At 56.9% G+C, this 19,911-nt stretch carries 19 protein-coding genes; 9 read left to right on the forward strand and 10 right to left on the reverse strand.

The window, feature by feature from the left end:
- Nucleotides 1-168 precede the first annotated feature (168 nt).
- The 4 genes from ACP15V_RS02480 to ACP15V_RS02495 all read right to left on the reverse strand — a co-directional run bounded on the left by ACP15V_RS02480 (nucleotide 169) and on the right by ACP15V_RS02495 (nucleotide 4,892).
- Nucleotides 169-1,989, reverse strand: coding sequence for a TniQ family protein (locus tag ACP15V_RS02480; protein WP_424942097.1), 1,821 nt, complete (start codon nucleotides 1,987-1,989; stop codon nucleotides 169-171).
- On the reverse strand, nucleotides 1,989-2,453 hold the full coding sequence (locus ACP15V_RS02485) for a hypothetical protein (RefSeq protein ID WP_424942098.1): 465 nt from the start codon (nucleotides 2,451-2,453) through the stop codon (nucleotides 1,989-1,991). The genes ACP15V_RS02480 and ACP15V_RS02485 overlap by 1 nt, the downstream gene beginning before the upstream one ends.
- Nucleotides 2,454-2,853: 400 nt before the next feature.
- Complete coding sequence (locus ACP15V_RS02490; RefSeq protein ID WP_424942712.1) at nucleotides 2,854-4,167, reverse strand: sensor histidine kinase; 1,314 nt, start codon at nucleotides 4,165-4,167, stop codon at nucleotides 2,854-2,856.
- A gap of 53 nt (nucleotides 4,168-4,220) precedes the next feature.
- Complete coding sequence (locus ACP15V_RS02495; protein WP_424942099.1) at nucleotides 4,221-4,892, reverse strand: response regulator transcription factor; 672 nt, start codon at nucleotides 4,890-4,892, stop codon at nucleotides 4,221-4,223.
- A 140-nt stretch (nucleotides 4,893-5,032) separates the two neighbouring features.
- On the opposite strand from ACP15V_RS02495, the gene ACP15V_RS02500 reads away from it, so the two are divergent.
- The 6 genes from ACP15V_RS02500 (at nucleotide 5,033) to ACP15V_RS02525 (ending at nucleotide 11,306) form a co-directional block, all read left to right on the forward strand.
- A complete protein-coding gene (locus ACP15V_RS02500) occupies nucleotides 5,033-6,121 on the forward strand; it encodes a tricarboxylate transporter (RefSeq protein WP_424942100.1) in 1,089 nt (362 codons plus the stop codon).
- A gap of 72 nt (nucleotides 6,122-6,193) precedes the next feature.
- A complete protein-coding gene (locus ACP15V_RS02505; RefSeq protein WP_424942101.1) occupies nucleotides 6,194-8,224 on the forward strand; it encodes a tripartite tricarboxylate transporter permease in 2,031 nt (676 codons plus the stop codon).
- Nucleotides 8,221-9,321: a 4-oxalomesaconate tautomerase gene (locus ACP15V_RS02510; protein WP_424942102.1), complete on the forward strand. Its 1,101-nt coding sequence runs from the start codon at nucleotides 8,221-8,223 to the stop codon at nucleotides 9,319-9,321. Before ACP15V_RS02505 ends, ACP15V_RS02510 begins: the two co-directional genes overlap by 4 nt.
- Entirely contained in the window at nucleotides 9,318-10,136 is an 819-nt protein-coding gene (locus ACP15V_RS02515; RefSeq protein ID WP_424942103.1) for a universal stress protein, read from the forward strand. The genes ACP15V_RS02510 and ACP15V_RS02515 overlap by 4 nt, the downstream gene beginning before the upstream one ends.
- A 13-nt stretch (nucleotides 10,137-10,149) precedes the next feature.
- Nucleotides 10,150-10,329: a hypothetical protein gene (locus ACP15V_RS02520; RefSeq protein ID WP_424942104.1), complete on the forward strand. Its 180-nt coding sequence runs from the start codon at nucleotides 10,150-10,152 to the stop codon at nucleotides 10,327-10,329.
- A 2-nt stretch (nucleotides 10,330-10,331) separates the two neighbouring features.
- The gene (locus tag ACP15V_RS02525; protein ID WP_424942105.1) at nucleotides 10,332-11,306 is read left to right on the forward strand and encodes a D-2-hydroxyacid dehydrogenase family protein; all 975 of its coding nucleotides are present in this window, start codon (nucleotides 10,332-10,334) and stop codon (nucleotides 11,304-11,306) included.
- Here the strand turns inward: ACP15V_RS02525 and ACP15V_RS02530 are convergent.
- Entirely contained in the window at nucleotides 11,303-12,196 is an 894-nt protein-coding gene (locus tag ACP15V_RS02530) for a LysR family transcriptional regulator (RefSeq protein WP_424942106.1), read from the reverse strand. The genes ACP15V_RS02525 and ACP15V_RS02530 overlap by 4 nt on opposite strands.
- A gap of 78 nt (nucleotides 12,197-12,274) precedes the next feature.
- On the opposite strand from ACP15V_RS02530, the gene tcuA reads away from it, so the two are divergent.
- On the forward strand, nucleotides 12,275-13,663 hold the full coding sequence (gene tcuA / locus ACP15V_RS02535) for an FAD-dependent tricarballylate dehydrogenase TcuA (protein ID WP_424942107.1): 1,389 nt from the start codon (nucleotides 12,275-12,277) through the stop codon (nucleotides 13,661-13,663).
- Nucleotides 13,650-14,717: a tricarballylate utilization 4Fe-4S protein TcuB gene (gene tcuB / locus ACP15V_RS02540; protein ID WP_424942108.1), complete on the forward strand. Its 1,068-nt coding sequence runs from the start codon at nucleotides 13,650-13,652 to the stop codon at nucleotides 14,715-14,717. Before tcuA ends, tcuB begins: the two co-directional genes overlap by 14 nt.
- Before the next feature lie 406 nt (nucleotides 14,718-15,123).
- Here tcuB and ACP15V_RS02545 read toward each other — a convergent pair whose 3' ends face one another.
- Entirely contained in the window at nucleotides 15,124-15,426 is a 303-nt protein-coding gene (locus ACP15V_RS02545) for a hypothetical protein (RefSeq protein ID WP_424942109.1), read from the reverse strand.
- Between the two features lie 304 nt (nucleotides 15,427-15,730).
- Between ACP15V_RS02545 and ACP15V_RS02550 the strand changes: the two genes are divergently transcribed.
- The gene (locus ACP15V_RS02550; RefSeq protein ID WP_424942110.1) at nucleotides 15,731-16,378 is read left to right on the forward strand and encodes a recombinase family protein; all 648 of its coding nucleotides are present in this window, start codon (nucleotides 15,731-15,733) and stop codon (nucleotides 16,376-16,378) included.
- A gap of 114 nt (nucleotides 16,379-16,492) precedes the next feature.
- On the opposite strand, the gene ACP15V_RS02555 is transcribed toward ACP15V_RS02550, so the two are convergent.
- From ACP15V_RS02555 to ACP15V_RS02570, 4 genes are all read right to left on the reverse strand, one after another.
- The gene (locus tag ACP15V_RS02555) at nucleotides 16,493-17,116 is read right to left on the reverse strand and encodes a TetR/AcrR family transcriptional regulator (protein ID WP_424942111.1); all 624 of its coding nucleotides are present in this window, start codon (nucleotides 17,114-17,116) and stop codon (nucleotides 16,493-16,495) included.
- Nucleotides 17,113-17,652, reverse strand: a complete 540-nt coding sequence (locus ACP15V_RS02560; protein WP_424942112.1) for a dihydrofolate reductase family protein — start codon at nucleotides 17,650-17,652, stop codon at nucleotides 17,113-17,115. The genes ACP15V_RS02555 and ACP15V_RS02560 overlap by 4 nt, the downstream gene beginning before the upstream one ends.
- 436 nt (nucleotides 17,653-18,088) lie before the next feature.
- The gene (locus ACP15V_RS02565; protein ID WP_424942113.1) at nucleotides 18,089-18,952 is read right to left on the reverse strand and encodes a sugar phosphate isomerase/epimerase family protein; all 864 of its coding nucleotides are present in this window, start codon (nucleotides 18,950-18,952) and stop codon (nucleotides 18,089-18,091) included.
- 3 nt (nucleotides 18,953-18,955) lie between these two features.
- On the reverse strand, nucleotides 18,956-19,852 hold the full coding sequence (locus tag ACP15V_RS02570; protein WP_424942114.1) for an NAD(P)-dependent oxidoreductase: 897 nt from the start codon (nucleotides 19,850-19,852) through the stop codon (nucleotides 18,956-18,958).
- Nucleotides 19,853-19,911 lie beyond the last annotated feature (59 nt).

Raw genomic sequence — 19,911 nt, forward strand, 5'->3', positions numbered from 1 at the left:
TTGACCCCTGGACGCCTTCTAACCCATTGATTTTACGTCGCCCGAAATATGAATAAAGCACCTGATTGACCTTTTTTGACAGTTAGTTTGACTCTGCAGTTGAAAACGATGCGTTACAGGCACAAAAAAGGGTCGGCAAATGCCGACCCATGCGCTCAGTTAAAGTTTTCAGATAGAAGTTAGATCGGCGCGCCGATAGATCCTACTACCACCGCCCAAAAGAGTGGCAGGCAAGATGTTCTTAGCCGCCAGGTGTTGAGCCAAAGGACCCGGCGCGCGCTTCTTGGTATCTGACAATTCCGCCAACGAGATGTGTTTTGACCGGAACTCCGCGACTGATTGAGCCGTGACAAGTTCAACCGTTCGACCCTCGATCGGCCAGGTGAAAACCTCACTCTTCAGCACGCCAGCGTCAATCAGGTTTGTAATGGTGCTGGTTGAAACACGCAGCTTTTCAACAGCAGCGCTGACGGAGAAACCAATATCGTGCGGAGGAACGAGCAGTTCGCGAAGTTCGTGCAGATCAACACCAACGGATTTAAAAAGTGTTTCACTTGAAGCACGCCGGCTAGATCCAAGGCGGTTTTCAAGGATCAACTCGACGATATGCTCGATGCGGCAGCGTGTTCGGTGCGCCGCCGTCGGTATGTCGGTCAGCGTTTCAACCGCAAGCCGGTCTTTCGGTTTTTTCCAGAGATCCGCAATGAAACGCTTCAAGTGGATATCTGTGAAGCGGGGCCAATCAGTACCTGGTTTCACCAAATGCCTGATCCACCCCCTTCCAATAAATCGCGCCATGAGGTTTCTGTTGATGCCGAGATACTGAGCCGCCTGTCCGATGTCCATCGTACCAATCGTATCAAACACGATGTCTTCGACTACCGCGTTTTGAATGTAAGCGTGTATCTTCGGAGTAGTCGAGCCCACCACTGGCTGGGCCAGACCGCGCTCCACAAGGCATCGACTGAGCATCTGCCTCGAGATTCCGTAACGGCGACTGGCCGTGCAAATCGTGTGCAGTTTCTGTTCGGTGCAAGGAACGCCGAGAACGAGAGCTCCAGGTTTGACTGGAAAGTTGTTGAACACGAATTGGCGAACGTGATCGCGGATTTCGTCAAATTCCGGCCCCTCGTCACGATCACGAAGCCATTGGTAGAAGACACGGTACTTACTGCGATAGAGCTGGTATTCGATCGGATTTCTGTTCTGGATCTCTTTCAGCTTCCCGGTCAAGGCATCTTTGCCGTTCCTCAGCACCCGATAACCGGCAGCACCTGCCTCAACCCATTCACGCTCAGTGGTCTGATGTCGGACGGCTTCAGCACCTTTTGTCAATAGTAACCCGAAATTCTCGCAAAGCTGCGCAGCGACGTGGAACTGCAAGGTGTCCAGCCATTCCGGCCCTTTGGCACCGCGGATACGCCGCAGAAGATACCGCTCAAGTTCCAGATCGCACATCTTAACCGGCTCAATCACCATTTCGCCTTGCTCTGTGCGCCGTGTGGTCAGCTTCAAAAGAAAGTCGTCACCGTCACTTGGAGCACCAGCGTAAGACAGGTCAACTAGCATACACTGGTGGAAATGGCAGGACCGGATCGAGGTCAATACCCAACTAGACCGTTGATAAGGTCCAAGTGCTCCATTCAACTTCCTGTCTTCGGCGAGGCAAGCCGGGCAATATCGAAGTCTGTTTCGTTGGAGCGCCCGCCATTTGATGACCTCAGCGCCGAAACCAAACAGGTTGCGGTCGAGCATCCTTGGAGTGTGGGCAAGCAAGCATTCGTATTCAACACCCGCGAGCTCAGCAAAAGCACGTAACGTGTCTGGGTCTCCCCGTCCAAGATAGAAGGACGACACTCCCATATCGGTGCAGAATTCGAGAAGGCGAGCAGAGCCGTTTCGTACAGCTAGCCGCGATGCAAAAGAATTCGCAGTTTCACCTTTTCCCAGCGGCACAGACAGTAGTCCTTTGATGGTGTTGTCCGACATTACAATCCCTCCGAACAGCTGAGGATCGCGCGTGGATCGACATGTTCAAAGTCGTCAATCAGGAAAGGGTTCAGCCCGTCGATACACCCTGATCTCCGCCTGAAGGCATCGACAAACATGTGGGAGGTGAGCTTGGGTTGCTTCGCAATCAGAGCTTCCTCGATGGCCGCGATGATCAATTCGATCACCAAGCCAAATTCGCTGGCCGCAGCATGGACCAACCGTGCCGTGAAATCACCGCTCGAAAGCGTGTCAGCAGCGACAAGCCCGGACTTGCGGCAGTAGGCCTGCACAAGTTCACAAACGTCATCGCCATCATTGAGCACATCCAACGGTTCGAGTTGGATTGGATAGACACGTCGGCCCAACTGAGCGTCGAAGTTAAGGATATCTCTGAGTTCGTGGGTTCCAGAGAGAATGAACCCGACGGGCCATGCTGGATCCTGCATCAGAGATTTCAGCATAGCCGTCGTTCGTTCACACCGCAGCGAATTCAACGAAAGAGCCCATAACTACCGATGCTGCACCTTGCACGAAGAGCCGAATATGCAGTGAAAGCCAACATTGGCCATGTTTACTCGACCCAGAGCCGACTTTGAACCTGTAGTACGAATGCCGCGCTCGCAGCCCGTGTTGCGCACCTTCGCCGCGGGTGCAAAATCCGTCAGAACTGGGGATCCGCTGTGCTGGCAGAACTGTCGCTTGTCCACCCGTCGCCAATCAGAACTCGACCCTAGAGACCTGTCAACAAACATGTACATCGTTTCATTTCAGTCGAGAATGTTTGACGTTGAATGCCTTGCATTCATTCCTGCAAAGATTTTTGTTGCCCCGGGTCAAATAGGAGGTGGGGAACGTGCCCGTCTATCGTGCAGCTTGAAGCGCTAAAGAAAGAGTTAGACTTGCTCCAATTTCCACGGGGTCAATCACGAGTTTCCCGCCGTGTCGCTCTGCAACCGCTGAAACTATAGAAAGACCAAGGCCGCTTCCTTGCGACGGCTCAACTTGTGAGAAACGCCCCAGTGCCAAATCACTTTCTTCCGGAGACAACCCTTTGCCGTCGTCATAAACGGTGATCAATGCCTTGTTTCCGTCTTCCCGTAGGCGCACCACAATAGAGCTCAGCTTTGGGCCACCGTGTTTCAAGGCATTGTCGATCATGTTCTTGATCGCCTCAGCAATGAACACTTGGTCGCCTGTCATCTCAACGGGGTGGCCAGGAGAGGCAAGCTCGAAGTCGATATCGCGCGACAGCACCTCTGGCCCCACATCGGCACATATGGTCCTGAGCACGTCAGAAAGGTCAAATCGCGATCGGCGACTGTCGGGCATGGGTTGGCGCAGCCGGTCCATCGACAGCAATTGCTTGGTCACGCGGGCCGAGGCGCGGGCCGCGACGACAAGGTCTTCGATCCGCTGTTGTTGGTCTTCGCTGCTGGGCGCATCCCGCAGGCTTTCCGCCATGGACTGCACGGATGCAGCTGGATTACGCAACTGGTGGGCCGCGTTCGAGATAAACACCTGTTGGGCCGTCATACTGTTCTGCACCTTGGCAAACAGGCGGTTCAACGTTTCTACAATACCCTGCGCCTCGATTGGAATGGGGCGCCGGATTTGGCTTAGATCGTCTGGAGAGCGGACCTCAATCGCCTGCTGCAGATCAAGTAGCGGGCGCAGACCGCGTGCCACACCAAACCACACCACCAGGGCCAGCGTCAGCAACAAGCCCCCGATCAGTCCCGCAGCCCGAAGGGCAAGTTCCGTGGCGAACCTGCTGCGTTCGGACAGTCGTTGCCAGACCGTCACCGTGGAACTTCCCGACACACCGTCGCTGGTGACGCGTTCCACGACCTTAAGAACCCGCACAGTCTCGCCGCGGTATTCGGCCTTGAAGTAGTGCGGGGTATAGAGGTCCATCTCGGGGACGACACCGGTGGGCGGATAGGCATAGCCCGTCACATAGATCCCGCCCGGCCCCGTCGCGTGATAGAACACCTCGCCGCCAGCCGCGTCTTGGATCAGGTCGCTGGTTGAGGGTAAAAGCGCGTCACCTCCTGAAATCGCCACATCCCGCGAAATGGCCAATGCGGCAGACAACAAAGAACGGTCAAAAAGCTCTTCAGCCGTGTCCTGCGCCACGGAAACGCGCCAATAGCCCAGCACCAGCCCCATCAGCATGAGAGGCACAAGAATGAGGACGAAGAGCCTCTGGCGTAGGGAAAACACCCGCGTCACGTGGCGACCACTTCCAGCATATAGCCAAGGCCCCGCGCCGTTTTGATCGCGACGCCGTGGTCGGCCAGTCGGCGCCGCAGACGCGAGACCAAAGGCTCGACCGCCGTGTCGTCAACTTCGGCACCGACTCCATAGACATGATCCGTCAGAACGGGTTTGGACACGATCCGGCCGCACCGTTCCAGAAGACATTCAAACACCGCCAGTTCCTTGCGCGGAATATCCAGCGGCGATCCGTTGGCCGATACCTGTCGGGCGGTGCGGTTAAAGGACAAACCGCCAATGGTTTCAACCGCGCCAAACTCGAGGTCCCGGCGACGTGACAAGGCGCGGATACGCGCTTCAAGCTCGTCCATTTCGAACGGTTTCACCAAGTAGTCATCGGCCCCAAGATCAAGTCCGGCGACTCGGTCACTGATTTCGGTGCGGGCAGTCAGCAGGATCACGGGCGCATTGTCCCCCCGCGCCCTCAGATCCCGCAGCACGTCTAAACCCGTCATACCCGGAAGATTGATGTCCAGCACGATCAGGTCAGCCCCTTCCTGCGCCAGAAACGCATCGGCCTCTTTGCCATCATGCAGCACATCCGCCGCATGCCCACGATCCCGCAAGCGATAGGAAATCGCCTTGGCCAAGGGCTCGTTATCTTCAACGATGACTATTCGCATTTTGAGGTCCGCAAGGTTCACGCAAGGTTGGCCTTCCATGATCGCTGGATCGAAAGGGGAATCAACCCCAAGAATTTCAGAGACATGCGCGATGGTGCTGAGGACGCCTTTGTGTTTGTCTGGTCAACAGGGAGGAACCAATGACCAAATTCAACTTTACGCGCCGTGCTGTCATGGGGCTGATCGCCGCCGCCGGCGTTGCCGCACCGGCCACCGCCGAAGTCGACTTCTCGGGCAAAACCATTGAATGGGTCATCCCTTTCTCGGAAACTGGTGGTTCGGCCAAATGGGCAAACTTCTTCGGTCCGCTGCTGTCAGAAGCCATGCCGGGCAACCCGACCGTGGTCGTCAAATTCATGCCGGGTGCGGGCTCGACCAAGGGCGCCAACTGGTTCCAAGAGCAAAAACACGAGGACGGCACGTTGCTGTTCGGCACCTCGGGGTCGACCCAGTTCCCCTACCTGCTGGGTGATCCGCGCGTGCGCTATGAATACAACGACTGGAACCCGGTCATGGCATCGGGCACCGGCGGTGTTGCCTATCTGAACGCTGAAGATGGCGCTAAGTTCGACGGTTCGGCCAACGCGCTGAAAGACAACAACTTTATCTATGGTTCGCAGGGCGCAACCCGTCTTGACCTTGTACCGCTGCTGGCTTGGAAGATGTTGGGCCTGAACGTCGAGCCCGTCTTTGGCATCAAGGGCCGTGGTGATGGCCGCCTAATGTTCGAGCGTGGCGAAGCCAATATCGACTATCAAACCTCGTCTGGCTATCTGGGCGGCTCGCTTGCCATGGTCAACGACGGCAAAGCCGTTCCGATGATGACCTGGGGTGCATTGGACGCGGATGGCAACATCGTGCGTGACCCGACCTTCCCCGACATCCCGACCTTCAAGGAAGTCTGTGAAGCAACAGACGGCTGCGAAACCTCGGGCGATGCTTGGGACGCTTGGAGAGCCTTCTTCGTCGCAGGCTTCCCGGTTCAGAAACTGGCCTTCCTGCCCGCTGGCACGCCCCAAGACGTGATCGACACCTACACCAAAGCGTTCCAGGATGTTGTGGCTCGTGCTGACTTTGCCGAGATCTCGTCCAAGCGCGTTGGCAAATACCCGGTCTTCACCGGCGAAGGCGCTCAGGGCGCGCTTGGCACGGCCACGCAGGTTAAAGACAGCGCCAAAGCCTATGTCACCGACTGGCTGCAAGAAGCCTATGGTGTCTCGCTGAAATAAGCAGATCTAGGGCGCGCGGCGCAACTGAACCGCGCGCCACTTCCAAAATTTCTTGATAGAAAGGCGGCTCCCATGGAGATCTTCGCCACCGCACTTCCTGCGCTTGGAGAAGCGTGGGCCCTGATCTTGCAGCCTGTCGTTCTGGGATATTTGATCCTTGGTGTCGTGATGGGGCTGGCCGTTGGTGTCTTCCCCGGTCTGGGCGGCATTGCCGGTCTGTCCCTCTTGTTGCCTTTCATGTTCGGCATGGACCCGGTTCTGGGTCTGGCCCTGATGATCGGCATGGTCGCCGTGGTCCCGACCTCGGACACGTTCGCGTCGGTCCTGATGGGGATCCCTGGATCATCCGCCTCGCAGGCAACGGTTCTGGACGGCTTCCCGATGGCCAAGAACGGTCAGGCCGCACGGGCTTTGTCCGCCGCCTTTACCTCGTCGCTTTTTGGCGGACTGGTGGGCGCGACCTTTCTGACGCTTTTCATTCTGATTGCCCGCCCCATCGTGTTGGCATTCGGCCTGCCCGAGATGTTGATGATCACCATTCTGGGCCTGTCGATGGTCGCCATTCTTGCAGGCCGCTTTGCCCTGAAGGGTCTGGCCGCCGCTGGGCTGGGTATGATGATCGGCACCATTGGCGAGGCCGATGCCGGTGGTTCGCTGCGCATGGCGACCTATGACATTCCCTATCTTACCGACGGGCTGAAGCTGGTCATCGTGGGTCTTGGCATTTTCGCCATCCCCGAGATCGTCTCGCTTCTGCGCCAAGACCGCTCGATCGCCAAAGGGGCCTCGCTGGGGGCTGGTTGGATGGACGGCGTGCGCGACTGGATGGCCAACAAGTGGTTGTCGGTGCGCTGCTCGATCATCGGTGTGGTCGTGGGGATCATCCCCGGCCTGGGCGGATCGGTCGTGGACTGGATCGCTTACGGTCACACGGTGCAAACGACCAAGGACAAATCGAATTTCGGAAAAGGTGAAGTGCGTGGCGTGATCGGGCCGGAAAGCTCGAACAACGCGAAAGAGGGCGGCGGCTTGGTACCCACTCTTCTGTTCGGCATTCCCGGCTCGGGCTCGATGGCGATCTTCATTGGCGCGATTGCTCTACTGGGCTCGGGCGACATCGAAGTCGGTCCGGCGATGCTGAAAAACAACCTCGACATCACCTATTCGATTGTCTGGCTGCTGGCGCTGGCTAATGTGGTTGGCACCGTCTTGTGCATCGCGGCCTCGGGCGGGATCGCCAAGCTGACCACGATCCGCTTCACTTATCTGGCACCGTTCCTGTTCATGCTGATCAGCTTCGCGGCCTTCCAGTCGGGTCAGAATTTCGAAGACCTTCTGGCACTGTTTGCCATCGGTCTGATCGGCATCTTCCTGCGCCGGTTTGATTGGTCACGCCCGGCCTTCCTGATCGGTTTTGTTCTGTCCAACCCGGTCGAAAAGTTCTCGAACCAGGCCTTCCAAATCGCTTCGTTCCGCTTCCGCAAAAGCTTTGAAGAAGGCATCGATTATGTCTTCTCGCCCATCGTGATCGTGCTGATCATCATCACCCTCGTGTCCGTCGTGCTGGGCATTCGTCAGGCGAAATCCATCATGGCCGAAGGCGAGGTCCAGTCCGGATCGAAACGTGCACCGCTGATCTTCCTTCTGGTCCTAGCGGCCTATCTGATCATTGCCCTGATCAATGCCAACATGATCCCGGACTACAACATGACCGATAAGATCATCCCGCTGGTGGTTGGAGGCTTCTCGCTTCTGTGTTGCCTGATCCTTCTGGTACAGATGATGCGCCGCCCAGAAGGCGACGCGATCTTTGCTGACAAGGAAGTTGCCGGCGAAGACGCAGATGCGCCCTATGGCCTGTGGTCCACGCTGGCGTGGTTTGGCGGGCTCATCGCGGCCACGTGGTTCGTGGGCTTCATCCTCGCGCTGATCGGTTTCCTGATCACCTTCCTGCGTGTGCGGGCTGGCGCTGGCTGGAGCAAGACCCTGATCCTGACCGTGTGCGGCATTGCCTTCATGTGCCTGATGGCGGGCGCGCTCAACCGCGACTTCCCTCCGGGCCTTCTGCAAGGGACAGTTGATTTGCCGTGGCCGCTGAAATGACCCAGACAGCTATCCCCTATATCCTGATGCGTGGCGGCACGTCGAAGGGTCCCTACTTCCGGCGGGAGGATCTGCCGGAAGACCTGGACACCCTCTCCGAAGTCCTGATCGCGGCTGTTGGCTCGGGCCATGCACTGAACATCGACGGGATCGGCGGCGGGGCCGCCGTGACCACCAAAGTCGCCATGCTGTCGGAAAGCATGGATGACTGGGCCGACGTGGACTATTTCTTCGCTCAAGTCTCGGTCGAGGATCGACTGGTTGACTACAAACCCACTTGCGGAAACATCTTGTCCGGCGTCGGCCCTGCCGCCATTGAAATGGGATTGGTGACCCCCACCGCGGAGGTGACCGAAATTCGCATTCGCGCCGTCAACACAGGAGCCCGCGTGGTGGCCAAGGTGCAAACCCCCGGGGGCGCACTGTTCTATGAGGGCGATAGTGAAATCGCCGGTGTCCCCGGCACATCGGCCCCCATCCAGTTGAACTTCATGGGGGTCGTTGGGTCGTCGACCGGGGCCTTCCTGCCCACCGGCAACCTGCGTGACACCATCGACGGGATCGAGGTGACCTGCATGGACGTCGCCATGCCCGTCGCCATCGCGCGGGCCGAGGATTTCGGCCTGACCGGCTATGAAAGCGCCGAGGAACTGGACGCCAACACCGACTTTTTTGCCCGCATGGAAGCCATCCGCATCGCGGCGGGCGAAAAGATGGGCATGGGGGATGTGTCAAAATCGGTGACGCCGAAATTTGGCCTGCTGGCCCCGGCGCGCAACGGTGGAAGCATCGCGGTCCGGTATTTTATGCCATGGAAAACCCACCCCACCATGGCGGTGACCGGTGCGCAGTGCCTGGCCTCTTGCGCCCTCACCCCGGGCACGGTGTCCGACGGGCTGTTGGCACGCCCCAATGAAAACCCGGCCGAACTGGTGTTGGAACATGCGTCGGGCACGATCGATGTGCTGGTCGATTTCTCGAACGAAGACGGCTTTTCGCTGAACTCGGCCGGGCTGCTGCGCACGGCGCGTAAACTGGCGGATGGAAACGTCTATGTTCCTGCACGCATCTGGCCCGGACAAGGAGAGACCCTATGAGCGTTCACAACATACTTGTTGCCTTCAACGGCTCGGACAGCTCGGTTTCCGCGCTGAAGTACGCGGCATCGCTGGCAAAAGGCGGTGCGCATGTCACCGCACTGCTAGCGCATTCAAAGCACGAAGCCGTCAACAGCAACGCAGCCTGGGTGCCCGCCAAAGCGCGCGAGATCATTGCGCAGGCCAATGCCGACATCCTGTCAGGGATACAGGCCCGTTTCGAAGAGATACGCCCGCAGCTATCCCTTGGCGATCAGCTGCACTTCGAACAGGAGTCCGGACGCGTTGATGCGGTTCTGTCAGAGACAGCACGCAACTATGACCTGCTGGTTGTCGGCCATGACGGTGCAGAAGAGGTAGACGAACATGTGTCCATCCACCCGGACCGCATTGCCCTGATGAGCGGCCGCCCCGTGCTGATCGTGCCGAAAGGCCATGACGCAGATGCGCGCCACGCCCATGCCGCGCTTGCCTGGGACGGAAGCCGCGCCTCGGCGCGCGCCCTTTCGGACAGTTTGGGACTGCTCGAGGATCAGGGGCGTGTGACGGTGCTGACCGTCGGCGACGAACCCACCCCGCGCCCGGTCGCAGATGTGATGACCCACTTGGCGCGTCACAATGTTGACGCCACGCATGAAGCCATTCCAGCAGAGCCCGGCATTGCGCGCGCATTGATCGCGTATTGCCACGCGACCGATCCGTGCTTGCTTGTCATGGGGGCTTATGAGCACTCTAAATTCCGCGAAGATTTCCTTGGCGGCGTAACCGCCCGCGTCCTGCGGGATGCGCCGATCCCTGTCTTGCTCTCACACTGAAAGATCACACGAAATGACCACTCACGACGCCATCACCGAAGTTAACGCAGCGATGGACCGCCTGCGCACCGTACGCGATGCTCTTGGCAAACAATTGGCGGACAGAACCTGCCAATCCAGTGAAGCGCGGCAGATGTCAGATCTGCATGATCGCGTGGCATTGGCAATCGCAGCGTACAAACGCGGGAAATAATCATGCGTATTCACATCCTAGACGACTGGTTTGACACTCTACGAAAGCTGCCCAGTTTTCGACTGCTGAATGGGCATGACGTTCAAGTTTGGACCGACCATGTTGAGGATGTGAATGCGCTCGCGGACCGCTTGTCAGACGCGGATGCGGTGGTGCTGTTTCGAGAACGAACAAAAGTCACCAGAGAGCTTATCGAGCGTCTGCCCAATCTGCGCTTGATCAGTCAACGCGGTGTCTATCCGCACATCGATATCCCCGCCTGTACAGAGCACAAGGTACTTGTTTGCTCTAAAATACCCGGCGGTGGTGGCACCAATCACGCCGCTGCCGAGCTGACTTGGGCGCTGATCATGGCGGGCATGCGTGACCTGCCTGCACAGATGGCAAGTGTTAAGGCGGGCAGTTGGCAATCCGGTGTGGGTAAGACCTTGAACGGCAGGCAACTGGGGCTTTATGGATATGGCCGGATCGCCAAGGCCGTTGCGGGCTATGCCGAGGCGTTTGGAATGCGTGTCGTCTGGTGGGCGTCCGACGAGGGCCGCGCGCGCGCAGCTGCGGACGGCAGAACAATTGCCGCTGATCGCACCTCCTTCTTTGAGGATAGCGACATCGTTTCCATGCATGTTCGGCTGAAACCAGAAACCATAGGGATCATCACTGCAGAGGATTTTGCCGCGATGCGATCTGATGCTCTGTTTGTGAATACCTCGCGCGCAGGGCTAATTGCGCCCGGCGCCTTGCTGGACGCGTTGAACGCGAACCATCCCGGCAAGGCTGCAATTGACGTGTTCGATGCCGAGCCGCTGACCGATCCTAAAGACCCGCTGCTCGCGCATCCCAACTTGATCGCAACGCCGCATATTGGGTTTGTGACCGAGGACGAGTTCGACCTGCAGTTTTCTAACATTTATGAACAAGTCAATGCCTTTGCCGACGGCACCCCGATTCATATGATCAATCCCGAGGTTGCCCCCTAACACACCGACCGGATTGTCTGTTTCAGCGCAATTGCGGCGGGTGTTTCGGTTTGCCCGATGCGTGACAGCAGCCCGATGGGGCGTGATATGGCGGGTGCTGCCAGCGTACAGACCCCAACCCGATCTGTGTCGATGGCGGACTGGGGCAAAAGCGCCATCCCCGCGCCGCCCTGCACCAGATCAATCGCCGTCGTTGATCTTCCCACCTCATAGATCCAATGCAGCGGTAACCGCGCGCGTGCCATGGCTTCGTCAATCAGCAGCCGGTTCCCGGTGCCACGCGCAGGCAAGATCAACGGTATAACATTGAGTTCGCTCCAGCTCACGCCGACCCGTTTGTCCAGATCATGCCTTTTCGGGACGGCAAGAACGATTTGGTCGTCAAACAGAGGCTCGAACTCGGTAGTCGGTTCCAGCATCGGGATCGAACACAGGCCGAAATCGGCCTCTCCTGCAGCGACGGCCTCGGCCACGTCATTGGCGGACCCGTCCAGAAATCGAAGCCGCGCCTTCTGGCCCGCTTCCCGAAAGGCGTCTAGGGCGGGCGATATAACACGGGTCACAATCGTTGGAATGGTCGCTACGGTTACAACCGCGCCCCGCTGATGGGACAGCGCGACACTTTCGTCTCGCATCGCGCGCGTGGTTTCATTTGCGTCTTCTAGGATCGCCTCTGCCCGTGCCTGAAGACGTTTCGCGGCAAGTGTCGGCTTGACCGCCCGCGTTGTGCGTTCGAACAGCACGGAATCCAATGCCGCTTCAAGTTTTTGTACACGGCGCGTCACGGCAGATTGCGACAGGTTCAGCTTTTCTGCCGCCAGATGAAAAGACCCCGTCTCTTTGACAGCGAGAAAGGCCTCAAGATCGTTGAAATCATAATTGATGCGCATATCGCATCAATTCCAGAAAAACTGTCATTGGTCAAATTAAAGCGGGCACTTTAGTCAGGGATGAGCAAAGGACATCCCATGACCACATCCTATGACATCGCAGTAATCGGAGGCGGCAATGCAGCCCTGTGCGCCGCTATGACCGCTGCCGAAACAGGCGCCAAAGCACTGATCCTTGAGACCGCGCCAAAGGCCTATCGCGGCGGCAACTCCCGCCATACGCGCAATTTCCGCTGCATGCATACCGGCCCACTTGGCCCGCTGGTCGAGGATTACAGCGAAGAGGAATATCTGGCCGATCTGCTGAAAGTCACGGGCGGAAAAACGGACGAACATCTGGCACGGTTGGCCATCCGCACGTCCGAGGAATGCTTGCCATGGATGCAGGAACACGGGGTTCGCTTCCAACCTTCGTTGTCCGGCACACTGTCGCTTGCACGAACCAATGCGTTCTTCATGGGTGGGGGCAAAAGCCTTGTGAACGCCTATTACCGCACCGCTGAAAAACTGGGCGTCGATGTGCTCTATGAAGCTGCCGTTACCCACTTGGAACTCGACGGCGATCAGATCACGCGCGTGGACTATACGCATGAGGGGCAGATGCACAGCATCTCGCCCAAATCCGTGGTGGTTGCCTCGGGTGGATTTCAAGCGGACACCGATTGGCTGACCCGCGCATGGGGACCAGCAGCACAGAATTTTCTGATCCGCGGCACCCCTTACAATCGCGGCGCCGTCTTGGCGGATCTGCTGGAACAAGGCGTACAGTCCGTGGGCGATGCTGACCAATGCCACGCGGTCGCCATCGATGGGCGTGCGCCAAAATACGACGGCGGTATTGTCACGCGGCTGGATTGTGTGCCGTTCTCCGTCGTCGTGAACAAGCACGCCGAACGGTTCTATGATGAGGGCGAAGACGTCTGGCCCAAGCGCTATGCGATCTGGGGCCGCCTTGTTGCCGCGCAACCCGATCAGGTGGGCTATGTGATCATCGATGCCAAGTCGCTGGAGCTGTTCATGCCCTCGGTGTTTCCGCCTCTGAAAGCGGACACGCTGGAAGGGCTCGCTGACATGATGGACCTGCCCGCGGACAAGCTGCGCCAAACCGTGGACCGCTTCAATGCGGCCTGCGGCGACACTTCGAATTTCCACCCAACCGAACTGGATGGCGTGACCACTTCCGGGATCACCCCGCCCAAGACCAATTGGGCGCGCCCGATCACCGAGCCACCCTTCTATGGCTACACGCTGCGCACCGGCGTGACCTTCACCTACCTTGGTCTGAAGGTGGACGATAACGCACAATGTTCGACCAAGACCGGCCCGATCCGCAACCTTTGGGCGGCGGGCGAAACCATGGCCGGGTCGATCCTTGGTCAAGGGTATTTGGCGGGGTTTGGCATGACAATCGGAACCGTCTTCGGACGCATCGCAGGACGGGAGGCCGCAGCCCATGCAAACCAATGACCTAATCCAAGAAGCCCGTCGCCAGGCGGAAATCTGCAATGCCTGTCGCTATTGCGAAGGCTATTGTTCGGTGTTCCCGTCCATGCATGCGGGCCGGGCGTTTTCGGATGGCGACATCACGCAGCTAGCCAACCTGTGTCACAACTGCCGGGGGTGCTTCTATGCCTGCCAATACACGGCTCCGCATGAGTTTGACCTGAACCTGCCCAAAGCGCTGGCCGAGGTACGGCGCGACTCGTGGGAGGTCCACGCTTGGCCACAACCGCTGGCCCGGCGCTTCCACACACATGGCGGCGCGATCGCCCTGTCGTTGGTGGTTGGGTTTGCGCTGATCCTGTTCGCATTGCAGGCATTGGGCGGCGGCGGCGAAGGGTTCTATGCCGCGCTTTCTCACAACGCGATGGTGGCGATTTTCCTGCCGGCTTTCGTGCTGCCTCTGGTCAGCCTTGCCATTGGGTTGCGCCGCTATTGGCGCACTGTCGGGGGCGAACCAATCCGCCTGTCCCACCTCACCGCCAGCTTCGGCATGGCGGCCAGAATGAAAGACCTCGCGGCCGGACACGGGGACGGTTGCAACTTTGAAGACGAAGACCGCTTCAGCCACGCGCGCCGCCATGTGCATCAAGCAATCATGTATGGCTTTCTGCTGTGTTTTGCCGCCACGTCGATAGGGACTGTGATGCACTATGTCTTTGACATGCCCGCACCCTATCCGCTCTTCACTCTGCCCAAAATATTTGGCCTGTCAGGAGGAATCCTGCTGACCCTTGGATGCACAGGGATGGTAATGCTGAAACGAAAGTCGGACCCCGCCCTAGGCGACCCGAAGGCTTGGGGTGGAGATATCGGCTTTGTGCTTCTGCTGGGTTTTGTCGGCTTGTCTGGACTAGTACTATATGCACTTGGGGCGACGGTCCTGATGCCGACGATGTTGGCCCTGCACCTTGGCGCCGTTCTCACCTTCTTCCTGCTCACACCATTCACCAAGATGGCACATGGGTTCTATCGTTTGGCGGCACTGGTCCGGGATGCCCAGCGTCGTGAGATACGCTAATGCGCAAGTAGGTTGGTCACGGCTGCGATTGGCTTCATCCTGCGTCTCTGGCTTCACATGTGACAATACGCGCTGCAATCGGCTGGGTTGCCTAGATTGGGCAGCGATCGCCTAGTTCCGCAATTTGAACGTCGGCTTCCGATGTTTCGGTCTAGTTGGTTTCGCACTCTCAGCGATTGACAGATTTCCACCCTTGCAGCGTTTCGCTGCAATTCCAGCATTTGAAAATGCAGTCGTTGGCTAATCAGACGGCAAAGTCTGTTTTGTCCCGCGTTGTGTTGATTGACTTGTGCTGCCTTGAATGACGGCTCAACCGAAATAGCCCCTGTCTGATTGTTACTACTCCGTGCTCAATAAACAACAGCGCTGCGTTGAAAGCTAATGATCGTCGAGCCCCTGAGAGGCATTAGATTTCAGAAGTGTCGGGTGTTTGGTGCTGTTCATAATATTCAGTCGATACCACTACGAACTCCCGGTTTTCTGAATCAATAAAGAAGACAGGTTCTCTGTTCGCCACCGATAGAACATCTTCGGTCTGCCTTTTCAGAAATCCGGTCGAAATAGGCTTCTCTCGTGATGAAGGATTAAAACCAACTTTCAAAGTAATCATCTGGCGGGTCAGTGCTTCCGCATCGGTCCCTTCATCTTCGGCAATCTCGCAAAGGCGTTTGTGGAGCGCATCCGGTAAATCAATAGTCAAATCTGGCATTTTCTCATCCGCAGATAAACCGCATACTTCTCGACAGTGAGCATGCACGATCGAAATGCAAGGGTCTTTTATGTGTCGTGAGGCGTGCTGGGTGTGCCGCCCGTTTATCATTGAGCCTAGTTGAAGCATTGAACCAATTTCAACAATCAAAGCGATTTTACCAAGGGGCGGCGTTATTGACCGTGTCAATAATGGTCGTTTTTGTCTCTGTGTGACCTGCCACGGAAAATCAAGAGCTTGGCCGGGACAAAACCCTGAGACAAAACCCTTGCTCTTTTGGCACGTTTCTGTCCCTAGTTTCACTATGTTTATTGGTTACGCAAGAGTCTCTACTAATGAACAGAGCCTCGACAGCCAGCTTGATTCTTTGAACGCTGCGGGCGCTGAACGCATCTTTTCCGACCAAACAACCGGATCCGTGCGCTCCCGTCCTGAGTTGGATCGGATGCTCGACCAGGTCAGGGCTGGTGACGTAGTGGTTGTGACGAAGTATGATCGGCTTTCCCGTTCACTCAAAGATTTGCTCGACATCGTGGAAATGATCCGTGAACGCGGTGCCGGGTTTAAATCACTGGCCGAAGATATCGACACCACGACACCGGCTGGTCGTTTGGTCTTCCACGTTTTTGCCTCCATTTCTCAGTTCGAGCGCGAACGCATCTCGGAACGAACGAAGGAAGGACTTGCTGCGGCCAGAAAGCGTGGACGCATTGTGGGCAGACCTCCTGCCTTATCATCTGCTCAAAGGGCTGAGGTGCGCCGGATGCGTGACCAGGATGGTAGGCCGCTGCAAGAAATCGCAGAACTGTTCGAAGTCAGTGTGAAGACTGTGCGACGAGTTCCAGCAAAGTCCGATGCTATCGCTGCCTTGCAAGACAAGGTGGATAAGATCGGCCCAAGTCAGGAAAACTTCGATATGAAGGCCTACACTGACGAAATGTGGGGTGAATAGTCTTACGAACCTAGAGGCCCAAAGCTGCCACCCACCTGCTGGTCCAGATGCTGCAGTCGCAGCCCGCATTGTCGCCATTCGCCGCAGGCGCGAAGGTGCAACCCAATGTGGTGTTCACGTCGACAAAATATCCGTGGAGCGCACCTCTGAGGCGCGTGTTTTTCGTTTGATGGTCTCGCGGTTTCCAGCCGCTCGATTGAGAATCCAGTCAACACCGCGGAGATAGTCTTCAGTCGTTAGCGAATTGTTTGCTCCGCTGGAAGCTGAGAGCACAAACCCGTGCGCATAGTCGATCAGCAAGTGAACAAGAACATCACCACCATCGCTGTATTCAAGCTGGTCCGTGCTGGCCTTCAAGTTCGCCGCTACGTCTGACAAATCAGCGCTCATCAGCGTTACATCCTCAAGGAGCACGCGCAGAAGGTTGGCGTTCTTCAACGCGTATCCATAATAGGTCGCCATGATGCTTCGGGCCCGCTCAATCGGCGTGTCCCCATCCACACCATCCAGGACGCCAGCGAATGCGTGTTCCACCAGATCGGACAGAAGCTGCTTCTTGTTGCCAGCATGATAGGTCACCGCCATCGGGGTGACCTCAAGGCGATCCGCAAGCATGCGAAACGACAACGCGTCAACGCCCTCGTCTTGGACAATTGGCAAGGCAGTCTTCACGATCAGCTGTCTCGAAAGACGTTGATTGGCCTTCGACGGCCGCCCGGGTGAAGCGGCTTTCGTCACGCGGCTTTCAGCCTGTAGTTCAGATCCACCAGACCCGAAGGAAAGCTGTTGGCCGACACTAACTCCAGATGAACGTCGCCCTTGGTTTCGCCGAAAATGCGGATACCCGCACCGATCAGGATGGGAACCAGGGTGATCCGCATGTCTTCCACCAGCCCGGCCTTCAGGAACGAGCGAATAATCGCACCGCCATCCACATAGACGCGTTTGAAACCGCGCGCGTCAAAGCTCTTCATCAAGTCTTCAGGCGCCATGTCTGAAACTTCCACGTTGTCGCGTAGATCGTCCGGGATGTCGTCGGCGTTCATCGTCCGACTGAGAACCACAACCGGTTTGGAATAGGGCCAGGCTCCGAATCCCCGCACTGTCCGATAAGAGCCCGAGCCCATTACGATCACATCGACACTATCCTGAAAGGCGACAAACCCGTGATCTTCATCCGTAGTCGGTTGCTTTTCCAACCAGTCCAACCTGTGATCAGGCCGGGCGACAAAGCCGTCCAGGCTCATTGCCATCATGATATGTCCTGTGGGCATGTTCCGGGTCTCCAGTCTATTATTTATACGGCATATAATAAAAGTTAGAACGACGCTCAAGAGGGAGTCGTCAATTCTAGCTCTGAAGACAGACTGAAAAGCCTTGCATTCGGCCCCGAACTGCCGCAGGCCACCGGTCTGCTCTGCAGCGGTGCGGCCGTCGAACCTGCCGTTCTCTGCAAGTGCAAATTCTAGTGTTGCTCGAACTCACAGACTGCGGACAAAGCGCCGTTTCGCTGCAGTTGCACCGAGGTCTGGTTTTGACAGATATTGACTAAGGACCCGTGCAGAAAGTGACAACTAGGCGCGCAAGGATTTGAGGGCTCTCAGTTAAACCCCGAAATAAGAGCCCTAAAATTAGTCGGTAGAGTGCCTGACGCATATGAGTCCCGCCATTCACTCCTACTTGGTTCCCAGTTAGGAGACTTGGAGTTGGTCAGCCAAACAGCTCCTTGAAGCGGTCGATGCAACGGCGGAACCCCTCTTCGAAGCTACCGTTTCCGGGGTGATAAACACTTTCGAATGAAATTACCCCGGCATAGCCGTCTGCTCGCAGCGCTTGCGCCATCGGTTCGAATTGATCAGCCAATTGCCCCTCGCCCATCCGGCGGACTTCCAGCGTAGCACGTGGCGTATCGACTTGAACGTCCTTGATATGGATGTGACCAAGATAGCCATCTTTGACTTCGTCATACCCATCAGGAAAAGCCCGTTCGTGGCACCAGCAATTATTAGCCGGATCCCACAGCACTTTAAGAACACCTTTGGCGCCTAGATCGTCGATCAGTTTACGTCCAGTGTAGTTGGAATTGACCATTGTGCCATTGCCGGTCTCTACCACTAATGTCACACCGGCATCGCGCGCGACATCACATGCGGGCGCAATCAAAGGCAATATCTTGTCCCAGGCACCATGAGCGACATTCCATTTTTCGGCGCCGTTGTAGCCCCACAGGATCTGCTCCTTCTTCGGCGTCATTATGCGCACCAATGGGCTGCCAACCGTATGCGCCATGTCGATCACGCGTTTGAGTGCGTCCATATGCTTCGTATGGAGGTCGTCCCCGGGCGTATTCGCACTGGTCATGCCCGCAAATATGTGGCGAGACAGACAGGAAACTGGCTTACCACGATCACGCAGCAACTTGTCGATCTCGGCGATCTCTTCTTTCGAATGATCCCCGACCTCGGCGTCGCCAACAAATTGCAGTTCGGCATATTCGAGGCCGAACTCGTCCATCACATCAACCGCATGTTTGAGGTCGCGGCTGATGCCATCACAAATCACACCTAGTTTCATAGCCTAACCCTCCCGGTGCAACGCAGCACCCACAATTTCTTCAATCACTTTCGTGCAAGCCCAGTTGTCCCCGTCGGGGTATTTCGACTTACCCGCATGAAAGATCTGCATAGCGGTGGATGCCATTTGCATGGGCACTTCAAGCTCTTCGGCCAGCCCCATAGAAATCGTCAGGTCTTTATGCATCGTCCCAATCCCCGACCCAGTATTTTCGAAACGGCGGTCAATGATGTTTTCCAGAGCCGTGTTGGTGCAGCCGCACCCTGCCCCAGATGTCGAGAAAACCCTGTAGAGAGCGTCGCCACTAACACCGGCTTTTGCCGCCAATACCGAGGCTTCGAAGGTTGCAGAAAAAATCGAGCCAATCAGCGTTTGCAGACAGGCTTTTACTGTCTGCCCCATCCCTGCAGTTTCACCAACACGGTGGATGGTGCCGGAAACCGCCTCCATCACTGGTTGGAACTTATCAAGCACAGAAGTAGGCGCCGATGCCATCATGGTGAGCGTTCCGCCCTGTGCACCCGGAAACCCGCCCGAAACAGGGGTATCAATAAGAGAAACACCCGAACCTTCCATCGCGGCACCAATCTCACGCGCTTCCGAGGGTTTGATGGTCGCGGTCAATATTACCGCGCCTCCTTTTGGCATGTGATTTATCAAACCATCTTCGCCAAGAATGACCGACTTAGCCTGATTGCCATTCATCACCATGACATACACGGCGTCTGCATTGGCGCCGACATCGGCGACGCTGATCGCCTCTTGCCCACCCATATCGGTAAACGCCTTCATTCTTGGTTCTGACATGTCGAAACCCGTTGTCTGAAACCCATTTTTTAGGAGGTTCTTGGCGAGGCCGCTCCCCATATCTCCTAACCCAATGACACCTGCTTTCAGCATTACTGTCTTCCCATTGTTTTCCCAGATCGCTCTGGTTTGCAGTTTGGCACCCTAAATGA

Origin of the sequence: Aliiroseovarius crassostreae, assembly GCF_049803815.1 — a bacterium.
GTDB classification, from domain to species: domain Bacteria; phylum Pseudomonadota; class Alphaproteobacteria; order Rhodobacterales; family Rhodobacteraceae; genus Aliiroseovarius; species Aliiroseovarius crassostreae_A.